Source organism: Paenibacillus sp. 2RAB27, assembly GCF_052115445.1.
GTDB lineage: Bacteria > Bacillota > Bacilli > Paenibacillales > NBRC-103111 > Paenibacillus_E.
In genome coordinates, this window is record NZ_JBFRGR010000012.1 from 23,876 (window position 1) to 44,770 (window position 20,895).

General features: G+C 46.7%; 16 protein-coding genes. 3 read left to right on the forward strand and 13 right to left on the reverse strand.

Annotation, left to right across the window (positions count from 1 at the left end):
- Positions 1–76: 76 nt before the first annotated feature.
- The 8 genes from AB4114_RS17665 to AB4114_RS17700 form a co-directional block, all read right to left on the reverse strand.
- Positions 77–1,273, reverse strand: coding sequence for a glycosyltransferase family 4 protein (locus tag AB4114_RS17665; RefSeq protein WP_441989644.1), 1,197 nt, complete (start codon positions 1,271–1,273; stop codon positions 77–79).
- Positions 1,263–1,562, reverse strand: coding sequence for a hypothetical protein (locus AB4114_RS17670; protein WP_441989645.1), 300 nt, complete (start codon positions 1,560–1,562; stop codon positions 1,263–1,265). Before AB4114_RS17670 ends, AB4114_RS17665 begins: the two co-directional genes overlap by 11 nt.
- A gap of 153 nt (positions 1,563–1,715) precedes the next feature.
- Positions 1,716–2,270 carry a hypothetical protein gene (locus AB4114_RS17675; protein WP_441989646.1) on the reverse strand — a complete coding sequence of 185 codons (555 nt, stop codon included), beginning with the start codon at positions 2,268–2,270 and terminating at the stop codon, positions 1,716–1,718.
- A gap of 160 nt (positions 2,271–2,430) precedes the next feature.
- Positions 2,431–3,558, reverse strand: coding sequence for a hypothetical protein (locus tag AB4114_RS17680; RefSeq protein WP_441989647.1), 1,128 nt, complete (start codon positions 3,556–3,558; stop codon positions 2,431–2,433).
- A gap of 3 nt (positions 3,559–3,561) precedes the next feature.
- A complete protein-coding gene (locus AB4114_RS17685; protein ID WP_441989648.1) occupies positions 3,562–4,116 on the reverse strand; it encodes a hypothetical protein in 555 nt (184 codons plus the stop codon).
- Positions 4,117–4,505: 389 nt separating this feature from the next.
- Positions 4,506–5,060 carry a GyrI-like domain-containing protein gene (locus tag AB4114_RS17690; protein WP_441989649.1) on the reverse strand — a complete coding sequence of 185 codons (555 nt, stop codon included), beginning with the start codon at positions 5,058–5,060 and terminating at the stop codon, positions 4,506–4,508.
- A 64-nt stretch (positions 5,061–5,124) separates the two neighbouring features.
- A complete protein-coding gene (locus AB4114_RS17695) occupies positions 5,125–6,078 on the reverse strand; it encodes a helix-turn-helix transcriptional regulator (protein WP_441989650.1) in 954 nt (317 codons plus the stop codon).
- 481 nt (positions 6,079–6,559) lie between these two features.
- Positions 6,560–12,868, reverse strand: coding sequence for an S-layer homology domain-containing protein (locus tag AB4114_RS17700; RefSeq protein WP_441989651.1), 6,309 nt, complete (start codon positions 12,866–12,868; stop codon positions 6,560–6,562).
- A gap of 617 nt (positions 12,869–13,485) precedes the next feature.
- Between AB4114_RS17700 and AB4114_RS17705 the strand changes: the two genes are divergently transcribed.
- Together AB4114_RS17705 and AB4114_RS17710 are read left to right on the forward strand one after the other, a co-directional pair.
- Positions 13,486–13,806: a hypothetical protein gene (locus tag AB4114_RS17705; protein ID WP_441989652.1), complete on the forward strand. Its 321-nt coding sequence runs from the start codon at positions 13,486–13,488 to the stop codon at positions 13,804–13,806.
- A gap of 146 nt (positions 13,807–13,952) precedes the next feature.
- Positions 13,953–14,978, forward strand: coding sequence for a hypothetical protein (locus tag AB4114_RS17710; protein ID WP_441989653.1), 1,026 nt, complete (start codon positions 13,953–13,955; stop codon positions 14,976–14,978).
- An 852-nt stretch (positions 14,979–15,830) separates the two neighbouring features.
- On the opposite strand, the gene AB4114_RS17715 is transcribed toward AB4114_RS17710, so the two are convergent.
- On the reverse strand, positions 15,831–16,670 hold the full coding sequence (locus AB4114_RS17715; RefSeq protein ID WP_441989654.1) for a sulfurtransferase: 840 nt from the start codon (positions 16,668–16,670) through the stop codon (positions 15,831–15,833).
- A 28-nt stretch (positions 16,671–16,698) separates the two neighbouring features.
- On the reverse strand, positions 16,699–17,172 hold the full coding sequence (locus AB4114_RS17720) for a GNAT family N-acetyltransferase (RefSeq protein WP_056622098.1): 474 nt from the start codon (positions 17,170–17,172) through the stop codon (positions 16,699–16,701).
- Positions 17,173–17,346: 174 nt separating this feature from the next.
- Here AB4114_RS17720 and AB4114_RS17725 point away from each other — a divergent pair, with 174 nt between their 5' ends.
- A complete protein-coding gene (locus tag AB4114_RS17725; protein WP_441989655.1) occupies positions 17,347–17,904 on the forward strand; it encodes a GNAT family N-acetyltransferase in 558 nt (185 codons plus the stop codon).
- On the opposite strand, the gene AB4114_RS17730 is transcribed toward AB4114_RS17725, so the two are convergent.
- The 3 genes from AB4114_RS17730 to AB4114_RS17740 all read right to left on the reverse strand — a co-directional run bounded on the left by AB4114_RS17730 (position 17,893) and on the right by AB4114_RS17740 (position 20,721).
- Positions 17,893–18,192, reverse strand: coding sequence for a 4a-hydroxytetrahydrobiopterin dehydratase (locus AB4114_RS17730; RefSeq protein WP_441989656.1), 300 nt, complete (start codon positions 18,190–18,192; stop codon positions 17,893–17,895). The two genes, AB4114_RS17725 and AB4114_RS17730, sit on opposite strands and share 12 nt — an antisense overlap.
- A gap of 384 nt (positions 18,193–18,576) precedes the next feature.
- Positions 18,577–20,388, reverse strand: coding sequence for a DNA helicase RecQ (recQ, locus tag AB4114_RS17735; protein ID WP_441989657.1), 1,812 nt, complete (start codon positions 20,386–20,388; stop codon positions 18,577–18,579).
- Positions 20,389–20,427: 39 nt separating this feature from the next.
- Positions 20,428–20,721 (reverse strand): hypothetical protein, encoded by a 294-nt coding sequence (locus tag AB4114_RS17740; protein ID WP_171638187.1) that lies wholly within the window; start codon positions 20,719–20,721, stop codon positions 20,428–20,430.
- Between the last annotated feature and the right edge of the window lie 174 nt (positions 20,722–20,895).

Below are 20,895 nucleotides of genomic sequence, written 5' to 3' on the forward strand. Positions count from 1 at the left end.
AGGTCTCACCTCCACAGGTTTACTAGGAGCATTCCTCTATTTGAAATATAACAAGGACCTGCGGTCTTATCAACTATTATGATTTCACATCGAATCGACTTCTGATAATCTTTTCACGTGGAGAGTGGGTCGCACAAAGGATTTCCACGTATTGATCGAACGTCTCTGTGAGTACTTCATATTGGAAACTGGACTTCGCACGTCTGTAACCACCTTGTACAAGCCTTTCTCTGAACGCCTCATCCCTTGCCAACTGGAGAACGCTTTCTACAATTTCGGCATGTGAATTTGGATCCACGAGAACGCCTGTCACTCCATCAAGTACCGCTTCTAGAGCGCCACCGGATCTTCCTGCAATAACCGGGATACCCGTCGATGCTGCTTCCAGATATACAATGCCAAACCCTTCCGCATCCCCCTTCTCCAGTTCCCTGCATACCATAATGAACTGATCAGCCAAGTTATAATAGTCATTCAATTCCTCACCGCCGCTAACGCTTCCAATGAACATGATAGCATTCGCAACGCCTGTAGTAATGGCAAGCTGCTCGAGGCGGGCTCGATCTGGACCATCACCAATAATGACATACACCGCATTGGGAATGTGTTGGATAATTTGAGGCATCGACTCAATGACCCGATCTTGCCCTTTTCGCGTGACTAATCTCCCTACGGATAAAATAATATATTTACCTTCAAGCCCATGTCGTCGAAGTAGCTCCACATTGACAGGTTTCCGCTCAAAAACGGCCTCTACACCAGGATGCACAAGACTAATACGAGAAGGATTAACCCCATAATCCTCCACGAACCTTTTAGTAAATAAACTATTCGTCAACACGCCATCAGCATGTATCAATATTTGTTTAACTAAATAATTTAAGCCGAAAAAACGACGAAACATAAGCATATCCATACCATGTGTCGAAATGACATAGCGCCGACCGCCATACACTTTAAACAGCAATCCAATGAAACCGATTAGCACATAGCCATATACCGTGACATCTGGTTCTTCAACCGTCATCATCTTTTTCACGTGGCTGAACAATCGTCCCCAACTCAAAAAGTGTGCACGTTCTCCACGCATAAATGACCCACGCACTGTCCGAAAGGACTGTTCGTCATCGAATGCTTCACTCCCCGGATACTCAGGAGCCAGCACGGTAATGTCATGTTTGGTATGTTTGGACAGGTTGAAGTAATAACTTTGCATCCCACCGATTCCTGGTGGAAATACCCCGGTAACTAGTACGACCTTTTTACGATTCATAACTTCTCACCTTCCTCGCGAGTCTGCTGACCATCTGAATACTCATCCAGAACGTAATTTCAGCCATCACGTTCCATAACCGAGCAATGATCGATATCTGCACTGCCACATCTGTAGGTAACTTAAGTGATAAAAAGTAAACAAGAAATCCTTCCCTTATCCCAAGCCCACCTGGAAGTGGACTCAATAAACCGAGCAACCATGCCGTTGCGAACGTACCCGCAGCATATAAGATGCTGATATGGCCGGCGTCAAAGCTTGTCGTTAGCATCCAAAAAGCGATTCCCATCACGAAGTGACTACCTATGAAGCATAACAAATACGCAAAAAATTGATTGCGAGACAGCGTGTATGCGGGGAAGACTGAACTCACTTTGGAAGGTGGGTCATTGGGCTTCGTGATTCGCTCAAACCATTTCTGCAGCCAATTCCTCTTGGAAGCTCACCGAATTAATCGGTTAATCCAAGCCACAATGCGGGCATAGCACACATAAACACCAGCCACGGCTGTTAGCATAGATAAGAGAATGGGTGTTGGCTTCGCGACCAAGTTCATAGCGAGTAAGAGGGCGTATGAGAGTGCAGCGAATACCAACAGAATGTTCTCGTATAGAATAGCAGCGAACTGCGCTGCCAAGGGAACACCTGCCCTCGTAGCAAGCACGATACGTCCCGCATAGTTCCAAATGCCGCCTGGGATGTACTTCGCAAATTGCGAATCAAGGAAGATCCTCAAACCTGACAGTAGACTAAGCTTGTGACTATTGCCCGCTTGCGCGATTCCCATGCCTACTCCATTAACGATGAGTACCCAAATGCTCGCTTGTAACATTAAAAAGACGGCAAATAGAATCATCGATAGATAGAATCGATAATCCGCACGCTTTAGGAACGCAACCAGGTCAGCACCTTGAAGTGGCAAGCTTCGCAGAGCAAAATACACGATCACTGCGACAAGGATAGTTTTCAGCGTCGACTTCATCCATTTTGGTATCATCGCCTCGTTTCCTTTCGTTAACTTAGCGTAATCCACACATTGTATTACTTAATTGTAAGGGGTATAACAGGTAATTATTTTTGTTTTGTTAATTTAACGAGAGGTTAGCTAGGCATGAAAAAAAGCGCTCTCTCACCATCCGGCGGAAGAACGCTTTTACTTATGAATACAATGTCATCTTCCGTCGACGATGAAGGAAGGTTTTGATGCATCTGTACATGTAAAATGCCAGCAGAGACATCTCAAGTCCCCAAATGATATAGATCGACGTATCACTTACTTCAATTTGCAAATAGTCAAAGTCCGCAAACTGTTTTCTGACGAATTGATCCGCCACCATCTGAGCTACATGATCCACGATCGGCGCAAAATCCTTGCCATACCCCTGCTCCGTCATATAATCCTGCACCTCAAGCTTGAGCATATCCACTTCACTCCATGAGAAAGCATGCACCCAATTCATAGAGCCATCCGAAGCCGGGCTAAAACTCACAATGAAATCATTCTTGTTGCCGTTCTTCCATTTATCCTGGAGGGCATAGCCGTATTCTTGCGGCAGATCCATCCCCATATTCACAAAAATCAAATTTACCTGCTTCCACGACTTCGTCTCTCCAGGTTGATCGGGGTCTGGCACTGCTTTGTTGAGCTCGGAATTCCAAGCTTGCAACGCCGCCAACGCTCTGGGCTTGTTCGGCACATCACCCACAATCCGATCGACATGAAGCACCTCCGAGACGTGGCTCGGGTATCCAGGCAGTCCTGGGTAATCTTTTAGATCAATATCGTTATGCTTAAAAAGGCTGTAAGAGCTTCTCACCTTATTCACATACCTGTGTACGGAGGCCGAAGGTGTCCCAAGTGGATAGTATTTGGCCAACTCTGATGTCGAATTGGGGGAGCGATTGGTGAAAGTAGTTCTTCCATCCATGGATTCATTGACCTCAAACCATCCGTTGTCCGAGGTTTTAATCTTGTTTATTTCCTTATGGTGCTCGAAATGTCCCGGCCTTTGGGTACACCTCTTGCGCCCATTGTCATCATTCGAGCATTCTTCCTTACCCGGGATCCACTCGTCCCACTCTTCGATGTGCTCTAAGTCCGTTACACGCCCAGACCAGACCTCCGTATCCACTGTCCGTAGATAGAAATCACCGGCTACCACACTTGCGAATAGGATTACGGCGAGTAGCGATATTAGCACGTACCGCCACCATTTACGGGCCGTCACAAGTTCGATGGCAAAACCAACAATCATTACGAGAAATAACGCTGTCCAATACGCCATCTGCTACCTCAGCTTCACTTCGTTATCTTTGCCTGTCTGATACGCATCACTCGTGCGGTCTGAGGTAATAATGAATTTCTCCGCGTCCATCGTTTCGAAATGGAAAATCGCATTCATCAGCACATGCTTCCGAATATGCGTATTATACTCACGGACTTGATCGGCAATTTTCTTCTGATTCCGGTCGAATTCGGTTCGCGCCGAAGATACTTCATTTTGCAGCTTCGTATACAACGTACTGCTCATCTGCGGGTTCTGCTCTTGGATCGTTTGGAAAAGAGCTTGTGTATTCGTGTAACGACCCGCGATGAGGTCGGTATATACCTTTTTGATATCATCAGCTTGCATGTCGGTGACTTGCGCCATCTCTTTGAATCGTTTCCACATGTTATCGTAGTTCGACTTATTCGCGACGTGCTGCGACTTGATCTTCTCATCTAGCGCAATCGCCGTCCCCCGTTGTCCCCATACAACTACTGCTGTAATGATCGCAATTAACACCATTATGCCAATGAAACCAAGACAACCCACCACGAGAATCCCACTCTTGTTCCTCATCTATAAGCCCCTCTGCCTAATTATTCCATCTAATTCTCTTATTCTAGCATATTGGGGCGACAAAACAGATCAAGATTTTACAAAAATTGCAGGATGGGAGAGAGTCGGGAACGGATGACGAATGACGTTATCATATACCCAGCATTGGAAGATGCTTTCTGGTATGGTAAGTGAGAGACGATGCAATACATTGTTTTAATTCGTCGACAGGTATTTCATCGTTCTCCTCGAACACAATCGCTCGATTGCCTTCAAATTTAAATTTATCTCTAAAAAGTTCCTTGAATGTGTCAACCAACATGGTATGACAGTTAAAATACATGGCATAGGCTTTGTCGTTACAAGCTGGAATATCGTCGCATCCTATTTTTTCAGGTGACGGCAACAGGCTATTGGCGTAAAGCGATATAAATTTCAGCTTGCCCGTCATTCGGATTGATATTCTGTTTATAATACTCAAAATCGCCTGTGAACGCTCGATCATTGCCGGATTGTCGCGACCATTGCCAAATATCGCCCCAAGCCCGCTGCACCATCTCTATAATCGGTCCCCGCTCTGTAACGAATACGGCGTATTTCGCAGCAGGAACTGTGAACGTCGATACGGATTCTKGATATTGATCCTGCAATCCTTCCCGAACGTTTACGCCAACCATTACTTCATACCGTCCGGCATCGCCCTGTTCGTAGTTGAAGTAACAGCTATATTGACCCTGTTGCTGAACATAGGCGGCCAGTTGTCCGCCAATATCGTGTATGTAGTATTGTTCAAACAGCTTGCCGATTTTGCCTTTATCACTAAATTCGGCTTCATTTGTTGTGACGACGCTAATTCCAGCTAGCGTGAAAGAGGGAAGTTCCTCTATACGTGCAGGCTCCATTGGTTTGCGGGTAGCCGAATCTACCGACAGCGAGTGTTTCAATTCAGATTGGTCTTGTTTCATTACTACTCATTCTCCTTTAATTGGAATGAGTTTAGTATAAAACAACAAACCTGACATCTCTCTGTCAGGTTGATTTATCTCTGCGATATATTTTCGCAACTTGCTCTGCACGAGTAGCGATAATATCCCGCAGATGGGGTGGCTCAAGTACCTCTGCATGGTGACCCAAGCCGAGAATGAATCTATACAACCAATCATCTTCCGGATATGCCTTCCTTACTAGCCAACTGCCGTCTTCATCTGGCACAAGCCCTTCGATGCCAAACCACTCCTCAGCCAAATGACGAGAGTCAGCATGAAAACGCAAGACGATCTCTGTCACCCGGGAAGGCTCGCATGGGTTTTGACCTGTGTCACGCTCTTGCATCGGAAGCTCTCGGCGAATGAATATGCTTCCTGGAGCTATCTCCAGCTCCCTCATTCTCATTAACTTGAACAGCCGAAACTGCTCTTTCTCCAGGCAGTAGGCTTGCAAGTACCACTGTCTCCCTTTTAAGATGAGCATATACGGCTCTACCGTACGGTATGATATTTCACCTTCGGCATTGGAATAGGTAAATCTAGCTATCAGACACTTATCTACGGCTTCCTTTAATAGCTGAAGTTTCGGTTGCAGCCTTTCATTGCCGTCCCAAGGCGAGTAGTCAATCAACACGCTGTTCGTCTTATGTTGGAAATCTTCGGAGTATGCAGGCGGGACAACGCTATGGATTTTCTCCAATAACCGCAGTTGTTGCTCGTTGCCGTATGAGGTTGAGATGCTGCGGAGGGCGGTAACGATGTCCGCAAGCTCATTGTTGGTAAGTACATTATGATCCAAGCGGTAACCTTCCATCAGTCCAATGCCACCATTCGTTCCCTGATAGGTAACGATAGGGATGCCAGCCCCATTAATTACTTCAATATCTCGATATATCGTTCGTATGGACACCTCGAACCGCTCCGCGAGCTCCTTGGCTTGCACCACACGGCGGTTCAGAAGCAGAATAATTATGGATAAGAGCCTTTCCAGCTTCACAGTATGTACCCCCATCACAAAGAATATGCAAGCAGTTTGTTTCAATCGTATTGTCTCATAGGAATATACGCCTGTGAATGATTATCTACGTTGCACGACCTCCGAAGCATCGCAAAAAGGCGTACAGTGATATCACACTGTACGCCAAGTTCCCGTTCCACGCGGTCTTTCCGCTATTCCTCTTCACCCGTCGCAATCCGGTTATCCGACCACGAAATCCAATCGCTCCAATTGGAGGATTTTCTCTGCAAATGGTTTCAGGGCATACGTCGGGATACGACCAGAAGTGCCATGATGCATTGTTGTTTAGAACCTTTAAGTTCAATTAGTTATAGAGCGGAAAAACTACTCGAGAAAGGCAAATAAAAGTCACCTTACTGAAGATTGAAAACAGAAATTCCTCAAGGTAGTTTATAGCTAAATAAATCACCAGACCCCTGTTTCAAGTACCCGGGGCCCGGTTTTGTGGATCAGATGAAACTTACTTGCTGGCAAACACATGTGCTCTAATAAGGACGACCGTCGCCTCGGCTCTTGTCGCCGTTTGATTCGGTGAGAATTTGTTGCCGTTAAGTCCTTGAACGATACCTTGCTCCATAGTTGCCGCAACTGCTGCTCTAGCCCATGCAGGGATCTCGGCGTCATCTGCAAATGTGGTTGCCGCTTTGGCGTTACTGGCGATACCAAGCGCATTCGCGATCATCGTCACCATCTCGGTGCGGCTAATGTTCGCGTTCGGCCTAAAGCTGCCATCCCCGTAACCTTTCACGATTCCGGCTTGCACAGCCTGTGCGATGCCTTGCTTCGCCCATTCGCCAATGCTAGCCTTATCGTTAAATTCTAGGGCAGCTCCGTTTCCTTGCAGCTTCAGCATGCGAGCCAGCATGACCGCAAACTCCGCGCGGGTAACCTCGCCGTTCGGCTTGAATGTACCGTCAGAATAGCCGCTGACAATGCCCTTCGCCGCTGTCTGCTTGATGCTTGCTTCCGCCCAGTGGCCTGCAATGTCGCTGAACTTTACTTCCAAGTTCTCTTCTGGCTGGCTTTCAGTATTTTCTTCAACTTTCTTATCTACGGCGAATACCGCAAACTTCGTAAAGTGATCGACTTCCGCCGTAATCTGGTCGCCGTTCGCCTTGCCTCCGATTTCCACCCAAGTCTTTTTCACTTCATCATAGTAGAAGAGAGATGCGGTTTGATTCGCGCCGACCATTTTCGGATCGAACGTGAAGGTCAGCGCGATCGGCTTCAAGAAATTTCCCGTGAAGTTTTTCAAAATTTCATACACTGGGCTAAGAAGAACGTCTTTATCGCTTACGAGCTGAGAAGTATTCAATACCTTCTCAACTGTAATCGTCAATTCTTTCTCTGATGCCCCTGCAGGAACTACGATCGTAATGGCGTTATTCACAAATTTAGCTATACCACCGCTGCCTGAAGGCAGCGTTTGTTTGCTGTCATTACCATTACCATTACCATTACTATTGTCGTTACCGCCGCCTCCGGTGGAAGAAGGATTGGACAGCTTAAACGTGACTTGAATATTGTGCACCGCTGTCAAATTTTCAAACATATACTCACCTGCCGCCGCCGCAGCATCATTTACCACGTTATCAACTCTTACGGTGTCAATTTCATAATATTGATTCGGTGTAAATGTAAACTTCTGACCCTGTCCGCGCTCGACCAAAACATTTCCTTCTGGAGTAATTTTACCATCTTGGTCTGCCGATGCAATAATGCTTAAGAAGTTATCTTCTTCCTCATCGCCGAGCTTAAGCGCTCGAGGCACGGGTATGTTTTTCGTTGTATCCCATTTCCAAATGTTCGTAAAGTCCCATCCCAAAGCCGTGTAAGTTGCTTGCAGTGCAAAATCAGCGACCGTCTTTGATTTGAATGCAGGGACAGCCGTTGCAGTCACTCCACTTGTGCTTAACTTCGCGCCGTCATAGTAATTGACTTGATTGGTGTCGACGATCGGCCTGCTGCTGGACCAGTAGCCTGCGATTGGTCCGGGAGGAGTAGACCCAACAATGGAATTGGCTACCACATTACCGGTTAAGGTTTGGAGCAGATTGCCTGCGGAACCACCCATATCCCCAACCAAAGCTCCGGAATAGGTGCCAACCTTATCAAACGTTCCCCCCACATAGTTATTCAGAATTACAGTTGGCGATAATTCATGTCGTAGGGTAATAGGCGAACCTCCGCCGTTCCAGCCAGTACCGCCAATCAAACCTCCAACTGTAGTTCCAGTCACTTCGGCAAGTAAGAGGTTATTTTTCAAAGTAGCCGCATGGAGCGTACCTACAATACCGCCTGTATAGTTGCCACCTTTTACTTTACCGTCCACATAACTGTTTTCAATTGTTCCCAACAGGGAAGCTCCCGCAATGGCACCTGTGCTATTACCACCTACGATATCGACATTCGTCAATTTCAGATTAACGACTTTGCCTCCTTCGCCGATATAAGCGAAGAAACCTGTGCTATTTTTACTGGTCGATATTTTGAGATTACTTATCGTATAACCTTTTCCGTTAAATGTGCCTATAAATGGCTTTGAAGTGTCGTTTCCGCCGATCGTTGCAAACTCCACATCCTTCATATCAATATCCGCCGACACCTCGTAATTTCCGTCTAACGGATATTCAGCTGAGCCAAAATTCTGCGACAGTGCTACCAAATCACTTGCTGTTTTGATTTTCATTTGTGCTGGAGCGCCGCCAAGATCAAGCACTCGAGGCACGGGGACGTTTTTCGTTGTATCCCATTTCCAAATGTTCGTAAAGTCCCATCCCAAAGCCGTGTAAGTTGCTTGCAGTGCAAAATCAGCTGTCGACTTCCCTACAAAAGCAGGAATGGTTCCAGAAGGTATTCCGGTTGTGTTTAGCTTGGTGCTGTCATAGTTGTTCACTTGATTGGCGTCCATGATCGACCTGCTGCTTGACCAATAGCCTGCGAGCGGCTTTTTATCATGAGCAATAACTTCTGATGAGATTGCGTTACCATTTAAGGTTTTAAGCAAGCTACCCGAACTGCCGCCCATATCACCAATGAAACCACCGGTATAATCAGTAACGCCGATCCTTGTAACCGTACCTCTCACGTCGTTATTCAAAATTACATTCCCAACAGTTGGTTGTTGAGTAAGTGACCAACCAGAACCGTTGTAATTGGTGCCTCCAATTAAGCCACCTACTGTGGTTCCGCTAACAGCTGCGTTCATCACAGTGTTTTGCAAAGTACCCGCATAGAGCAACCCTACTATACCGCCTGTATAGCCGGTGCCAGTTACTTTGCCGTCCACATAGCTGTTTTCAATCGTGCCGCTGGATACCCCTGCAATGATCCCCGTTCTACTGCCGCCGGCTATGTCTACATTCCCCAGATTCGTATTTACGACTCTGCCACCCGATCCGATATAAGCGAAGAAGCCAGTGCTGGTATCTGAGGACGAAATTTTGAGATTGTTAATGGTATAACCTTTTCCGTTAAATGTTCCAATAAATTGTTGTGGAACTGCAGCTTTGCCGATCGATGTAAACTCCACATCCTTCATATCAATATCCGCCGACAGCTCGTAATTACCGTCAACCGGATATTCAGGCGTGCCAAATTTCTGCGAAAGTGCAACCAAATCACTTGCTGTTTTGATTTTTATTTTTGCTGAGCTGTTGCCAGCGAGAGGAGTGACCTTGGCTGTGGCGGTGCTGGTCACGACTCCGTTATAAAAACTTGTACCCGTTGCAACGGCTCGCAAATATGAACCTACGTCCGCCGCTTTGATCACGTAAGTAGCAGCAGTTGCTCCTGCAATAGTCGTCCACGCAATACCGTCCTTCGAGCTTTCCCACTTGAAAGATGCTGTAGCGCTCGTCGGGGTAATTGAGGTATTCAATGTTTGTCCTTCTTTGGCAATTCCATTAACGGCAATATTCGTGATAGTAAACTCATTGACTACTTGCGGTTCCGCAGGATAGTTCCACGCCTGCAAATCATAAGTGCGCGGCTTGTTGGTTACAAGCACGTCGACATCCCCGGTTTGCAGTACATCGCTTTTATCAAAACCTTTGCTTGTTACTTTAATTTGAGTAGGTGAAATCGAAATGTTGGCATAACCCCGTCCAACTTCTCTAATATCAATGTACGCAATGGCTGTGTTTCCAGTGTATAACGCTCCGCGGTTGTCCTTATTTGCAGAGTAGTTCGTTAGATAGGTTGTTCCGTCTCCGTAGTCCGCAACGACTTTACCACTCGCGAAAAGCTTGGTGCGGGCATAAATATGGTCATGTCCCATCAGCACCACATCAATTCCCGCTGCATCAAAGGCGTCCGTCCAGGAGGATACAGGGGTAGCCATCCGATATCCGAACAGCGTTTTGTGGAAAATTCCAACACGCCATTTGGTCGGATTTTGCTTCACGACGGCCTTCATCCAGTCTTGCTGTGCTTTGATCTGTGCAGAAGTGCTCTGATCCTGATAATCCATAACTAAGAATAGCGTGTCGCCATATACATAATAGTAGTTGCTGGACTCGAGCTGCAGTTTTGTCGTACCTGAAACTATGCTCTTCGTGCCGTCGCCGCCACCGTAGAAGGAAGCGCCATTTTTAGGCGGATTGTGGCGACCCAAAAAGTTCTGCAGTGTGGGGTCTACAGGAGTCCAGCTGTTGTTTGCCCAGCTGTTGCCCGCTCCATCAAACTCATGATTGCCCGTCGCCATGTAGAGCGGCGTGCTTGAGAACAAACTCTGGTTGGCCTCGAAGAATGCATCCCATTCCCAAGTGTCGAAACCAAAGTTGACCTGGTCGCCTGAGCTCACGACAAACGCCGCATTCGGAAAATCTGTAAAGGCTTGGTCCAGCGCTTTTTTGCTCATACTTTTATAGCTATTGAGTGTTGCTTCATAGCCTTGCGTACTGTTTGCTTGGGCGTCTGAAATCCAGTTGAAGTTAAACGTATTGATATTGCTGGCAGGTGTCTTGAAGCTGGCCGGCGCTGTAACGCTCGTTACATTTTTAACGCCGTCGCCTACGCTGTACACATATTCCGTATCCGGCTCAAGGACGGCCGTTTGTGCCTTATGGCTTTGGATAGGATCGACGGAGTATTGTGTCCCTGCGCCTGTATAATTCAAGTTCTCAATGTTGCTCCTCAAGTCTACCGTGAAATTGGTGCCCATCACAAAATCGGTGAATTTGTGGCCATTACTGTCAAATTCCGATTTTTTCGCATAAAAGAGCTGCGTCGTCGTTGTTGTTACCGGAGTTACCCAGTTAAAGCGGGCAATATACTTGTCCTTTTCTGGTTTGCGTGTTTGTTCATTAAAGTTGTCGAACATGAATGTCATCGAGGTAGGCGCTGTGCCGCCACCTATCGGCTGGGTGATTTCGTCTCCGGACTTGAAAATCGTGAATTCATCGATGACACGGAATGGATTCGCCGAGCCAGTCGCCTTATAGTACGTTTTATAAATGATCGAGTTGCTTGTAACCTCAGCTCTGCTGTAAACGCCTGGCGAATAGATGGATCCGCCACCTGTACCCGTTTTGTTGATACGAAGATCATAGAAGAAGTCGTTCCACGTAGTATCTTTGGTGCCATTCAAGCTGTACGCGTAATTGTACACCGATCCGCCTATGACATAGGTAGGCGCTTCGCCGAACTTCGCTTTTTGAATGCTTCCCGTGCCCGACGCAGTAGACGTTGTCTTTAAAGTAGTTCTAGCATAGGCATGCTCGTGACCGGCGAGAACCAGATCGATGCCGGCATCGGTAAACCTTTTACCGATTACATTGTCCACTGCATAGTGGCTTGCACCTGGGTCATAAGGCGAAGCATGAAGATCTACAATCTTCCACTGCTTAGTCGATGCTGCCGCCTCATCGGCCAGGAATTTCCACTGAACAGCATCATCGCTGGGATTAAGACCAAAAGAATTAAGAGAGATAAACAAAGCGTCTCCATATTCAAAGGAATATACGGTCCCAACAGCAGCCGCGGACAGACCGCTTGGTCTCTGTAAAGATGAATAATTAAATCTGTTGGTATACTGAGCGGAATCTTGGTCATAGATTGAATTGTCATGATTACCAGGGGTAGCCATGATTGGCATCGTACTAGAAAGGTTTTGCGCGGCATCAAAGAAATACTGCCAGTGATCCGAAAAGCTCGCATCCTCTACTACGTCGCCATTATGGACGAGAAATGCGGCATCTGGATGGTTCGCCTTGATATAATCGTACAAGTCGGCGGTGTTTTGATACGTGCTTGGAGATGTTCCCTGTGTATCAGGAGTAACGATAAAAGAAAATGGTTTTTTTGCCGCAGGATCTGCAGGAGCGTTAAAGCTGGAGATCGCCGAATAACCGTTGGTTGCGTTACCTACTTTGTAATAGTACTTGGATTCAGGTATCAGATCCTGAACAACTACACGATAGGTGCGAACTTCTTTAACGTTTACCAGCTTGTCGCTTGGAACACTACCCGCTACAGTCGAAGAATTCACCGTGGCGACTGTTGCGCTTTTTGTTGCTGCGCCGGTTAGATCAGGAGATGTACCGTAAACGATTTCTGAAACATTAACCGTCGAATCCGTAAGCCAGTTGAAAGCCATAGCCGTTTTACCGGGTGCTGCGCCTCCACCTATAGCCAATGTGATTTGCGACGGAATTGTCGCGGGTGCTGCTGCCGATGCTGTCATTGGCATCGCAAGCCCATTTGTAGCTAAAAGCACTACTAAAATTGCTAGAATCAATTTTGTTGTTGACTTTTTTATTCTTGACATTTAAATTATCCCCCCTCATGTTGCTATATGACCTATGACCATTATGAGTACAATATGTTAAATCCAATACACTTTAATGTTAAGATCTCATTAATCCCCMATGTTGATTTTCGATCAAATCGAGTAGCCCTACGAATAAATTCAAAAGCCGAGACGCACCTTAAACAAGGTTCGAATCGGCTTTTTTCCTTCACAGAACATACGGGCAAGTACTCGGTAATAGGTTTGCAGGTAAGCATTTCTTGAAACCGCTTGTTGACTCCCTATTAACTTGGGACATTATGAATACATGACACCAGGTATATTTAATCCAAGGTCCATACACTCCAAGTACCCGTACCGTACAACTTCGAGGCTCTTACTCCCTGCCAGTTGCTATAGAACTTTTCAGTAACTAATCCAATCCAGCAGGAGGATTTAACTTATGATACAGTTCACAGCGCTGTCTATAAGGCAAAATCTATAAGGGCAAATTCAATACAAAGAGTTCTCTGGATCTGCGATAAAAGTATTTACAGGAACCACTTGTTGGATTTTCCAAGAAAATAGAAATTAAGGGAAATATGATTCGAGAATATATAACAGAATGACAGAAAGCGGAGGTTCGAGGTAGGAGGGTGCTGCTCGTTAAAATCTCCGGCGCAATAAAAACACTTCACAGCATCGGTATCAAAAACCAATATGACAAAAGGATGCTGACGCCGATAATAATGAGCTACTTCCAAAAAACACAGGCTAATGACGGTTATGGGCTAGTACTTGCGCCACAAGGATATCGCGTTGCGGGAGGTCGTTATACCGCGTTTGATTGGGAAGAGGTTACGGAGATGTTTGGCTTCGTTGAGGATCTTCAATCGGATGCAAACATCAAACAAGCAGCTATCGAGTTAACTAGACGCTTAGAGGAGGAACCTGAACAAGATGCCTTAAAGCATTAGATGTTATGCCACCGCTAAGCAGAATTTAAGCTTGACGGTGGCATAACCAATAGGGATCCAATATTATACAATTTAACACTTCCCCCTTTAATTAAAATGTGATAATGTCGAATCATTGGGATAAATTGCATAAGGGGTCGAAAATTATGAAAAAGAGGAACTTTAATAAACATATTTCGAAAATACTTGTTATAGGATTTTTGGGAATAATCGCGATAGGAATCGTTGTTTTACAGGTAGCAATGACTGACGAAAAAACAACAAAGTTTGATGTTGCATTATTAAATATTATTCAGTTTATATTTTCGGTTTTATTTTCATGGTTTCTTGCTAAGAATTCTTTTCAGATTGATTTCGAAAGAAACCAGAAGAAATTTGCAATTGCCGCTTATAGACGAATTACTGAATTAGATAAGAGAGTTACAGCATTAGCTGAAAAGATCCAAAGTAAAATTAAATTAAATAGTGCAGCAGGTACGGGGGACTTTGAGATATTGTTAGCAATAACAGATGGAATAAAACAAAATATTGGTTCCTCTATCGCAGACTGGGGCGATATAATAGGTGATGAAATCGAGACACTAGAAGAACTAAATAAAATCCTCAAAGAGCGGGAAAGAATATTAACACTCCAAGTATCTAAAGAAAGCGGAACCGACTTTAATGATAATACGATTAATGAAAAAGTAGCAGTTTTAGAAGAATATAATCAAAAAATATTAAGTTTAATGTCTAATTTGCCCGAAACGATCAAAATACAAATGAAGGAGCAACGTAAACAAGAAGCTAAGAGAGACGAAGAAGATCAGATAAATGAAAATATTAGAAAGTTTTACGAACTCAAAAATGAAATGGGTTATACTACTTTAAGTGGTTTTTGGAGCACAGCAGAGAGGTATAATATGAAGAGAAGTATCCTAGATTTCAAAAGGGGAGATAGGCTGAAAATTGAAATTTTGGGTAATCCGAATGATAAAGGACCAGTTAATCTTATAGATGGAAATAATGAGATGGTTGGTAGAGTAACTAATCCATTTACTACTTCATATTCATCGTTTTCGAATGCACTACGTGTTATTATCGGTAAAACCGTTTCTGAAGTCGAATTGCTTGATATAGATGAAAGCGGTGTAGGGAATAGGCACCATTTTGCACTTAAAGTACTTGAATAACTTATTGCTATTAGTTTGCTTCTACTGGCCCCCTAATGTCACCTAAAGCAACACACAGACAAAAGTAGTGGCAGTCATTTGGGAGTCCTTTGCCCCGTTTGACTGCCACTTGTTGTCACGGGGGTGGCAGTGGACGAGCGACGTGGTGAAGGTTGACCGTTGCAAGTCTTGTCACGATGTCACCAGTTTGAAAGCAGCAACCAGCAAACAACAACATGGCTTGGAACAGGGATCGACAGGTGACAAGGTGACAGAAGTTAACAGGAGGAACCTAGAGAGGGAGCAAGTAAAACTGCCACCGCAGTGACAAAGGGTGACAGCGAGTGACAGAAGAGTGACAACAAGAGAATAATAAATAATATAATACTTACTCTTCAAAGCTTAGCTTAGGCTTTTCCCCTTACAGGGGTTTGTGGACGAGTATGCTTACTCTTGCTCCCGTACGGTGCTGCCACATCTGTGGATAGGTAATGTTTGCTCCGAACAGCTACTTTACAAAGCGGCTTGTAGGTCTTGTGGATCATTGGTTTGCAGCGACTACTCCCCCGAACCTGCCCATTCCTGCTGCGGATACTCCAAGACTAGTATGCAACAGAAACGCGAGAAAAGGGCAAGTGAATTGCTATTAAAGGTATGCTTACTCTTGCTCCCGATCAAAAGCTCCGCTGCCCTTGTTTGTGGACGGACGGAAACAAGATTGCCGAGCTATGGTTGGTCACGGGTATTCTGCAACTGTTTTCAACATATTCCTGTTTGCAAACTTGTTTGCAAAAGACCAAAAGAGGGCTGTGACAGGTCACTTACTCATAACCTGTTACAGCCCTCAAACCCGCGTCAGACGCGGCTTCTATCCTATTTTTCCTCACCCGTCGCAATCGGGTTATCTGCCCACGAAATCCAGTCGCTCCAGCTTCCGCTGTAGAGCTTCACATTGTCAAAGCCCGCTTCGCTAAGCCCCAGAACGTTCGGGCACGCCGTCACGCCCGAACCGCAGTAGACGATGATTTCATCAGCGTCACGCAGCGCGGCGAAGTGCTGCTCTTGCTCCGCAGCTGACAACCAAGCACCGTTCTCGCCGAGAACGCCTTTCCAGAAGAAGCTGCGCGCGCCCGGGATGTGGCCAGCCACCGCATCGATCGGCTCTTCCAACCCGAGGTAGCGGCGCTCCTCGCGCGAATCCACCAGCACGGTGCCTGGGCGACCGAGCTTGTCTTTCACTTCATCCATGCTCGCCAGCATGGAGCGGTGCACCTTCGGTGAGAAGGTCCGCGGGAATACCGCTGGCACTTCAGCCGTGACCGGGTACCCCGCGGATTTCCACGTGGTGTACCCTTGATCCAATACGTATACCTCGGAGTGGCCGAGGAATTTCAGCATCCACCACAAGCGCGATGCCATAGCTCCGCCTTGATCGTCGTAAGCAACGACGGTCTTCGTGCCGTCAATGCCGAGACTGCCGACGAGGATCGAGAATGCACCAAGATCCGGAAGCGGATGTCGTCCGCCGTGCGCCATAATGGCACCGGAAAGGTCCTTCTCCAAATCGACATACACCGCACCCTCAATATGATCCTGCTCATACTGTTCACGGCCTGATTCAGGCTTACCAAGTGCAAAACGACAATCCGCGATGACGATATTCGCATCCCCCAATTGCCCAAGCAACCACGACTGACTTACGATATTTTCCACGGTTTCTGCCACCTTCCCCTACCTACAGTTAATCTCCCATCCCACTTGTGGGATTAGCGGAGTACGATTGCCAATTGCTTCGATCTCCACCCATTTTATCGTAAAAAGCTTGCGCGCGTAAGTTATCTGGTGCCGTTGTCCAGGTTAAATTTGCATAACCGTGTCTGGCCGAGTACCCTTTGCAGGCAGCGAAAAGCTTTGCCGCCGCACCCTGTCCACGCTCAGCTTCAACAACGTACAAATCGTTCATCACCGCAATTTTGGAGGCGCGCAGCGTGCTGAATGTGAAGTATAACGTCGCAAAGCCGACTAACGCCCCCTCCTCCGTTTCAGCAACAAATTGAATGCCAATTTTCTGTTCGAGCAATTCATGAATCAAAGCGTTCAGCTTCTCATCCTCCGGTTGTCGGTACTGATAGAAATCCACAATATAAGCGAGCATTAAAGTTTTGAGCTGGGGGATATCGGACATGACAGCTTCACGAATGGTCACTTGTGTCATCACGGGTGCCCTCCTTATTGTTATTGATATAATGAAAATGGGCGCTTCAGCATTGAATGTTAAAAAATTGCGGAACGTCGTTCCGTATCTTTCAGACGTCGGCTAGAATAAGGGGATTTGTTAGTCTAAAATAGAACAATGGCCAAATACTGCTTATAGAAAGGTTGCCACAATATGCCTGAACCTATTACCTTAACTTTACCTTGGCGCGTGGTCCCGCTAACGGCATCGGATTGTCAGGAACTGTGYACGTGGAGCTATCCGGCTCCCTACGACATTTACAACTGGCCAACCTGGGCCACAATGCTCGACAACCAATCCGAATTCGCTGATCCCCCAATAAGGGATGAACAATATCGCGGTGTGGTGGATATAAACGGTACGCTAACCGGATTCGTACAGTATTTCCCGATCGTTGGCGTTACCCGGCTAGGCCTAGGGCTTCGGCCTGATCTATGCGGCAGCGGTGGTGCTAATGTCGGCGGAATCCGTGGCACAATCGGTGGGGGACTTGGCACGCAATTCGTTCAACTCCTTGTGGCCGAAGCCCAACAAAGAGCCCCCGAACAAGAAATCGACCTCGAGGTACTCGTCTGGAACGAGCGAGCTATTCGTGCCTACCAGCGTGCTAGCTTCACGATCACGGATACCTATGAGAAGTGGACGCCAACCGGAGCAGCTGACTTCCACTGCATGGTCTATACAGGTCCGACTATCCTCTTAGCGCGTTAACTCCACAAACGCCTGATCAAACTTCGCAGCAGTCGAGAAATCAAGCTCGGTCAAACCACCGGCACTCCACGAGGTCAGGCGCAGCGTTACCATTTTATAATCAATGGCGATCATGGGATGGTGGTTAACTGCTTCCGAGATGCGAGCTACCTCGTTAACGAAGTCGATTCCCTGTAAGAAAGCCTTGAACCGATACTTCCGTACGATCCACTTGCTCTCCTCAGCTTCGAGGTTCCACGTTCCCGACGCGGACAACCGCTCATCCACAGTTACTTTCTCTAGCTTCACCTTCACCAACTCCTCGATACTTCTACCGCCAGCGTATCTATTAATAAATATGGCAACCCAAAAATAGCCTTATGAAAACACCTTATTCGCTAGTATAGAAGAGAATTCAGGATAATAACGTTACCCCATAGCCTTATTTTGATATTAACGGCGTATGCCGCTCGTTTTGATCGAAATAGCGCTATTTGATCATGCTATTTTCTCGTAGAATCTGTATGTGGAACAAATAGCGTTATGGCAGACCCTTATTTGGAATTGTATGTGACCGCACCTTTGTAAGGGGAGACAGCCGGCTCTAAAATCGACGCCTATTGCAAAGGCCCATTCTGGGTTAGCGATCGGGTCGATGCACCTACTCGTGAGGATGATCGTGTCCCCACTCCCTCACTCGTAATCATAGGCAACTACACCCATATCACTTTCTCCCGCATACGTCCGAAGCAACTCCAAGAACGGCTTCCCGTAGTTACGGTATTTCACCTCACCGACCCCTTTGATGCGCAGCATCGCGACTTCCGTAGTCGGACAGCTCTCACTCATCTCACGCAGCGTACTGTCGGCGAAAATAATATAAGGCGGCACCTTCTCGCGCGCAGCCATTTCACGACGCAACAATCGCAGCTGCTCGAACAACGTATTGTCCATTGCGGCGACAGCGCGTACGGGTTGCTTGCGCACCTTTTGATTCACGGTCAGCTTGCCCTGAAGCACTTCGGCAGCAGGCTGCATCAAACGAACAACCGGGTATTGACCATCGGACAGCTGCAAGAAACCTTCCGAAATCAGCACATTGATCAATTCAGCGATCTCTTTTTCGGGCAAATTGCTCATAATCCCATGAGTCGGCAAGCGATCAAATCGATAGTCCATGATCTTTTTCGCCTTGGAGCCCTTCAAAACCGAAGCGACCATCGAAATCCCGAAGCGCTCGTTCATACGGCGGATGCAGGAGAAAATCTTCTGCGCCTCGACCGTAATGTCGACGGTATCGCGATCGTCCTTGCAGGAACTGCAGTTCCCGCAGGTGTCTTTAATATTTTGCTCATCAAAATAATGTAAAATAGCGTTCCGCAAACAGCGCGGCGAATAGCAGTAGTCGATCATCGTTTGGAGCTTCTTGTACTCGTTCGCTTTGCGCTCAGGCGAGAGCTGGTTCTGCTCGATCAGGAACTTCTGCGTCATAATATCCTGCGCACTGAACAGCAGAATACACTCGCTTGGCTCACCATCACGCCCCGCACGGCCGGCTTCCTGGTAATAAGCTTCCATATTTTTCGGCATATTGTAGTGAATCACGTAACGGACGTTGGATTTATCAATCCCCATCCCGAAAGCGTTCGTGGCGATCATCACGCGAATATCATCGTAGAGAAACGCCTCCTGCATGTAGGAGCGCTCATCATCAGACATGCCAGCATGATACTTGCCTGCGGCGAAGCCTTTTTTGCGCAACGTCTCGTACAAATCCTCAACATCCTTACGCGTCGCAGCGTAGATAATGCCGGGCTGATGCGTATGTTCCTTCACATAGTTCTGTATGTAATCCCGCTTCTTCTCTCCGCGAAGAATGGTTAGCTCCAAATTGTCACGCGAAAAGCCATTGATGAAAATCCCTGCGGCATCCAGATCCAACAAACGCGCGATGTCCGCTGTGACCTCAGCAGTAGCCGTTGCGGTGAAAGCAGCCACAATCGGCCGATTCGGCAGCTGACGAATGAACGGAGCAATCGAGACGTAACTCGGACGGAAATCATGTCCCCACTGCGAGACACAGTGTGCCTCATCAATCGCAACCAAAGGCAGATTCAACGCCGCCATCCTGGCACGAAACCGTTCCGACTCTAGACGCTCAGGCGCAATATAAAGCAACTTATATTTGCCCTGCATAGCCCCCTGCATGCGCTGTTCCACTTCTCTAGCTTCCAACGTACTATTAATGAATGTGGCAGGAACTCCTAGAGCGCCAAGCGCATCCACCTGATCCTTCATCAAAGAGATAAGAGGGGAAATGACTAACGTCACTCCCTCCATCAGCAGGGCTGGCACTTGATAGCAGATCGATTTCCCGCCGCCTGTCGGCATAATTCCTAGCGTATCTTTCCCTTCGAGAAGGTTCGTAATAATATTTTTCTGGCCTTCCCGGAACTCCGGATACCCGTAAACCTGTTGTAGAACCTTTCTTGCGCCATCCAACATAGCTTCTTTACACCTTTCTATCGTACAGTTCTGCCTGTTTTAAACCAAATAAATGACCGAAACCAGCTTCTCGCCATCATGCACCTTGAGCACGTGATTCCCCGCATCATGCTTAACTGATCCTGCGCCAACCTGCATCACCGGTGAACTGCCTAGTCCGTAGAATATATCATCAGCCAGCGTACGCAGGCATTCTTCTTGTTCACTTTCATCCAGCTCCTGCCAGTCTTCTGCATTCATCTCCAGCAGCTCATAGAAACCATTCACCATTTCGATCCCACGTACAAAATCAGTAACAATGTCCTTATATTCACGACCAAATTTAATACCCACTCGCGCAGTCTCCCTTCAAGAAGCATTTCATCTAGCTTCACTTTATCATATTCTAGGTAAGAATGCAGGGTTAACCCCTTTCGGCACGGATTAAAAATATCACCTTTGGCATAAACTGTGGAAATGGGCAATTTCGGAAAAAATCTGTTACTATGGAAGAAGGAATGCGCCGCT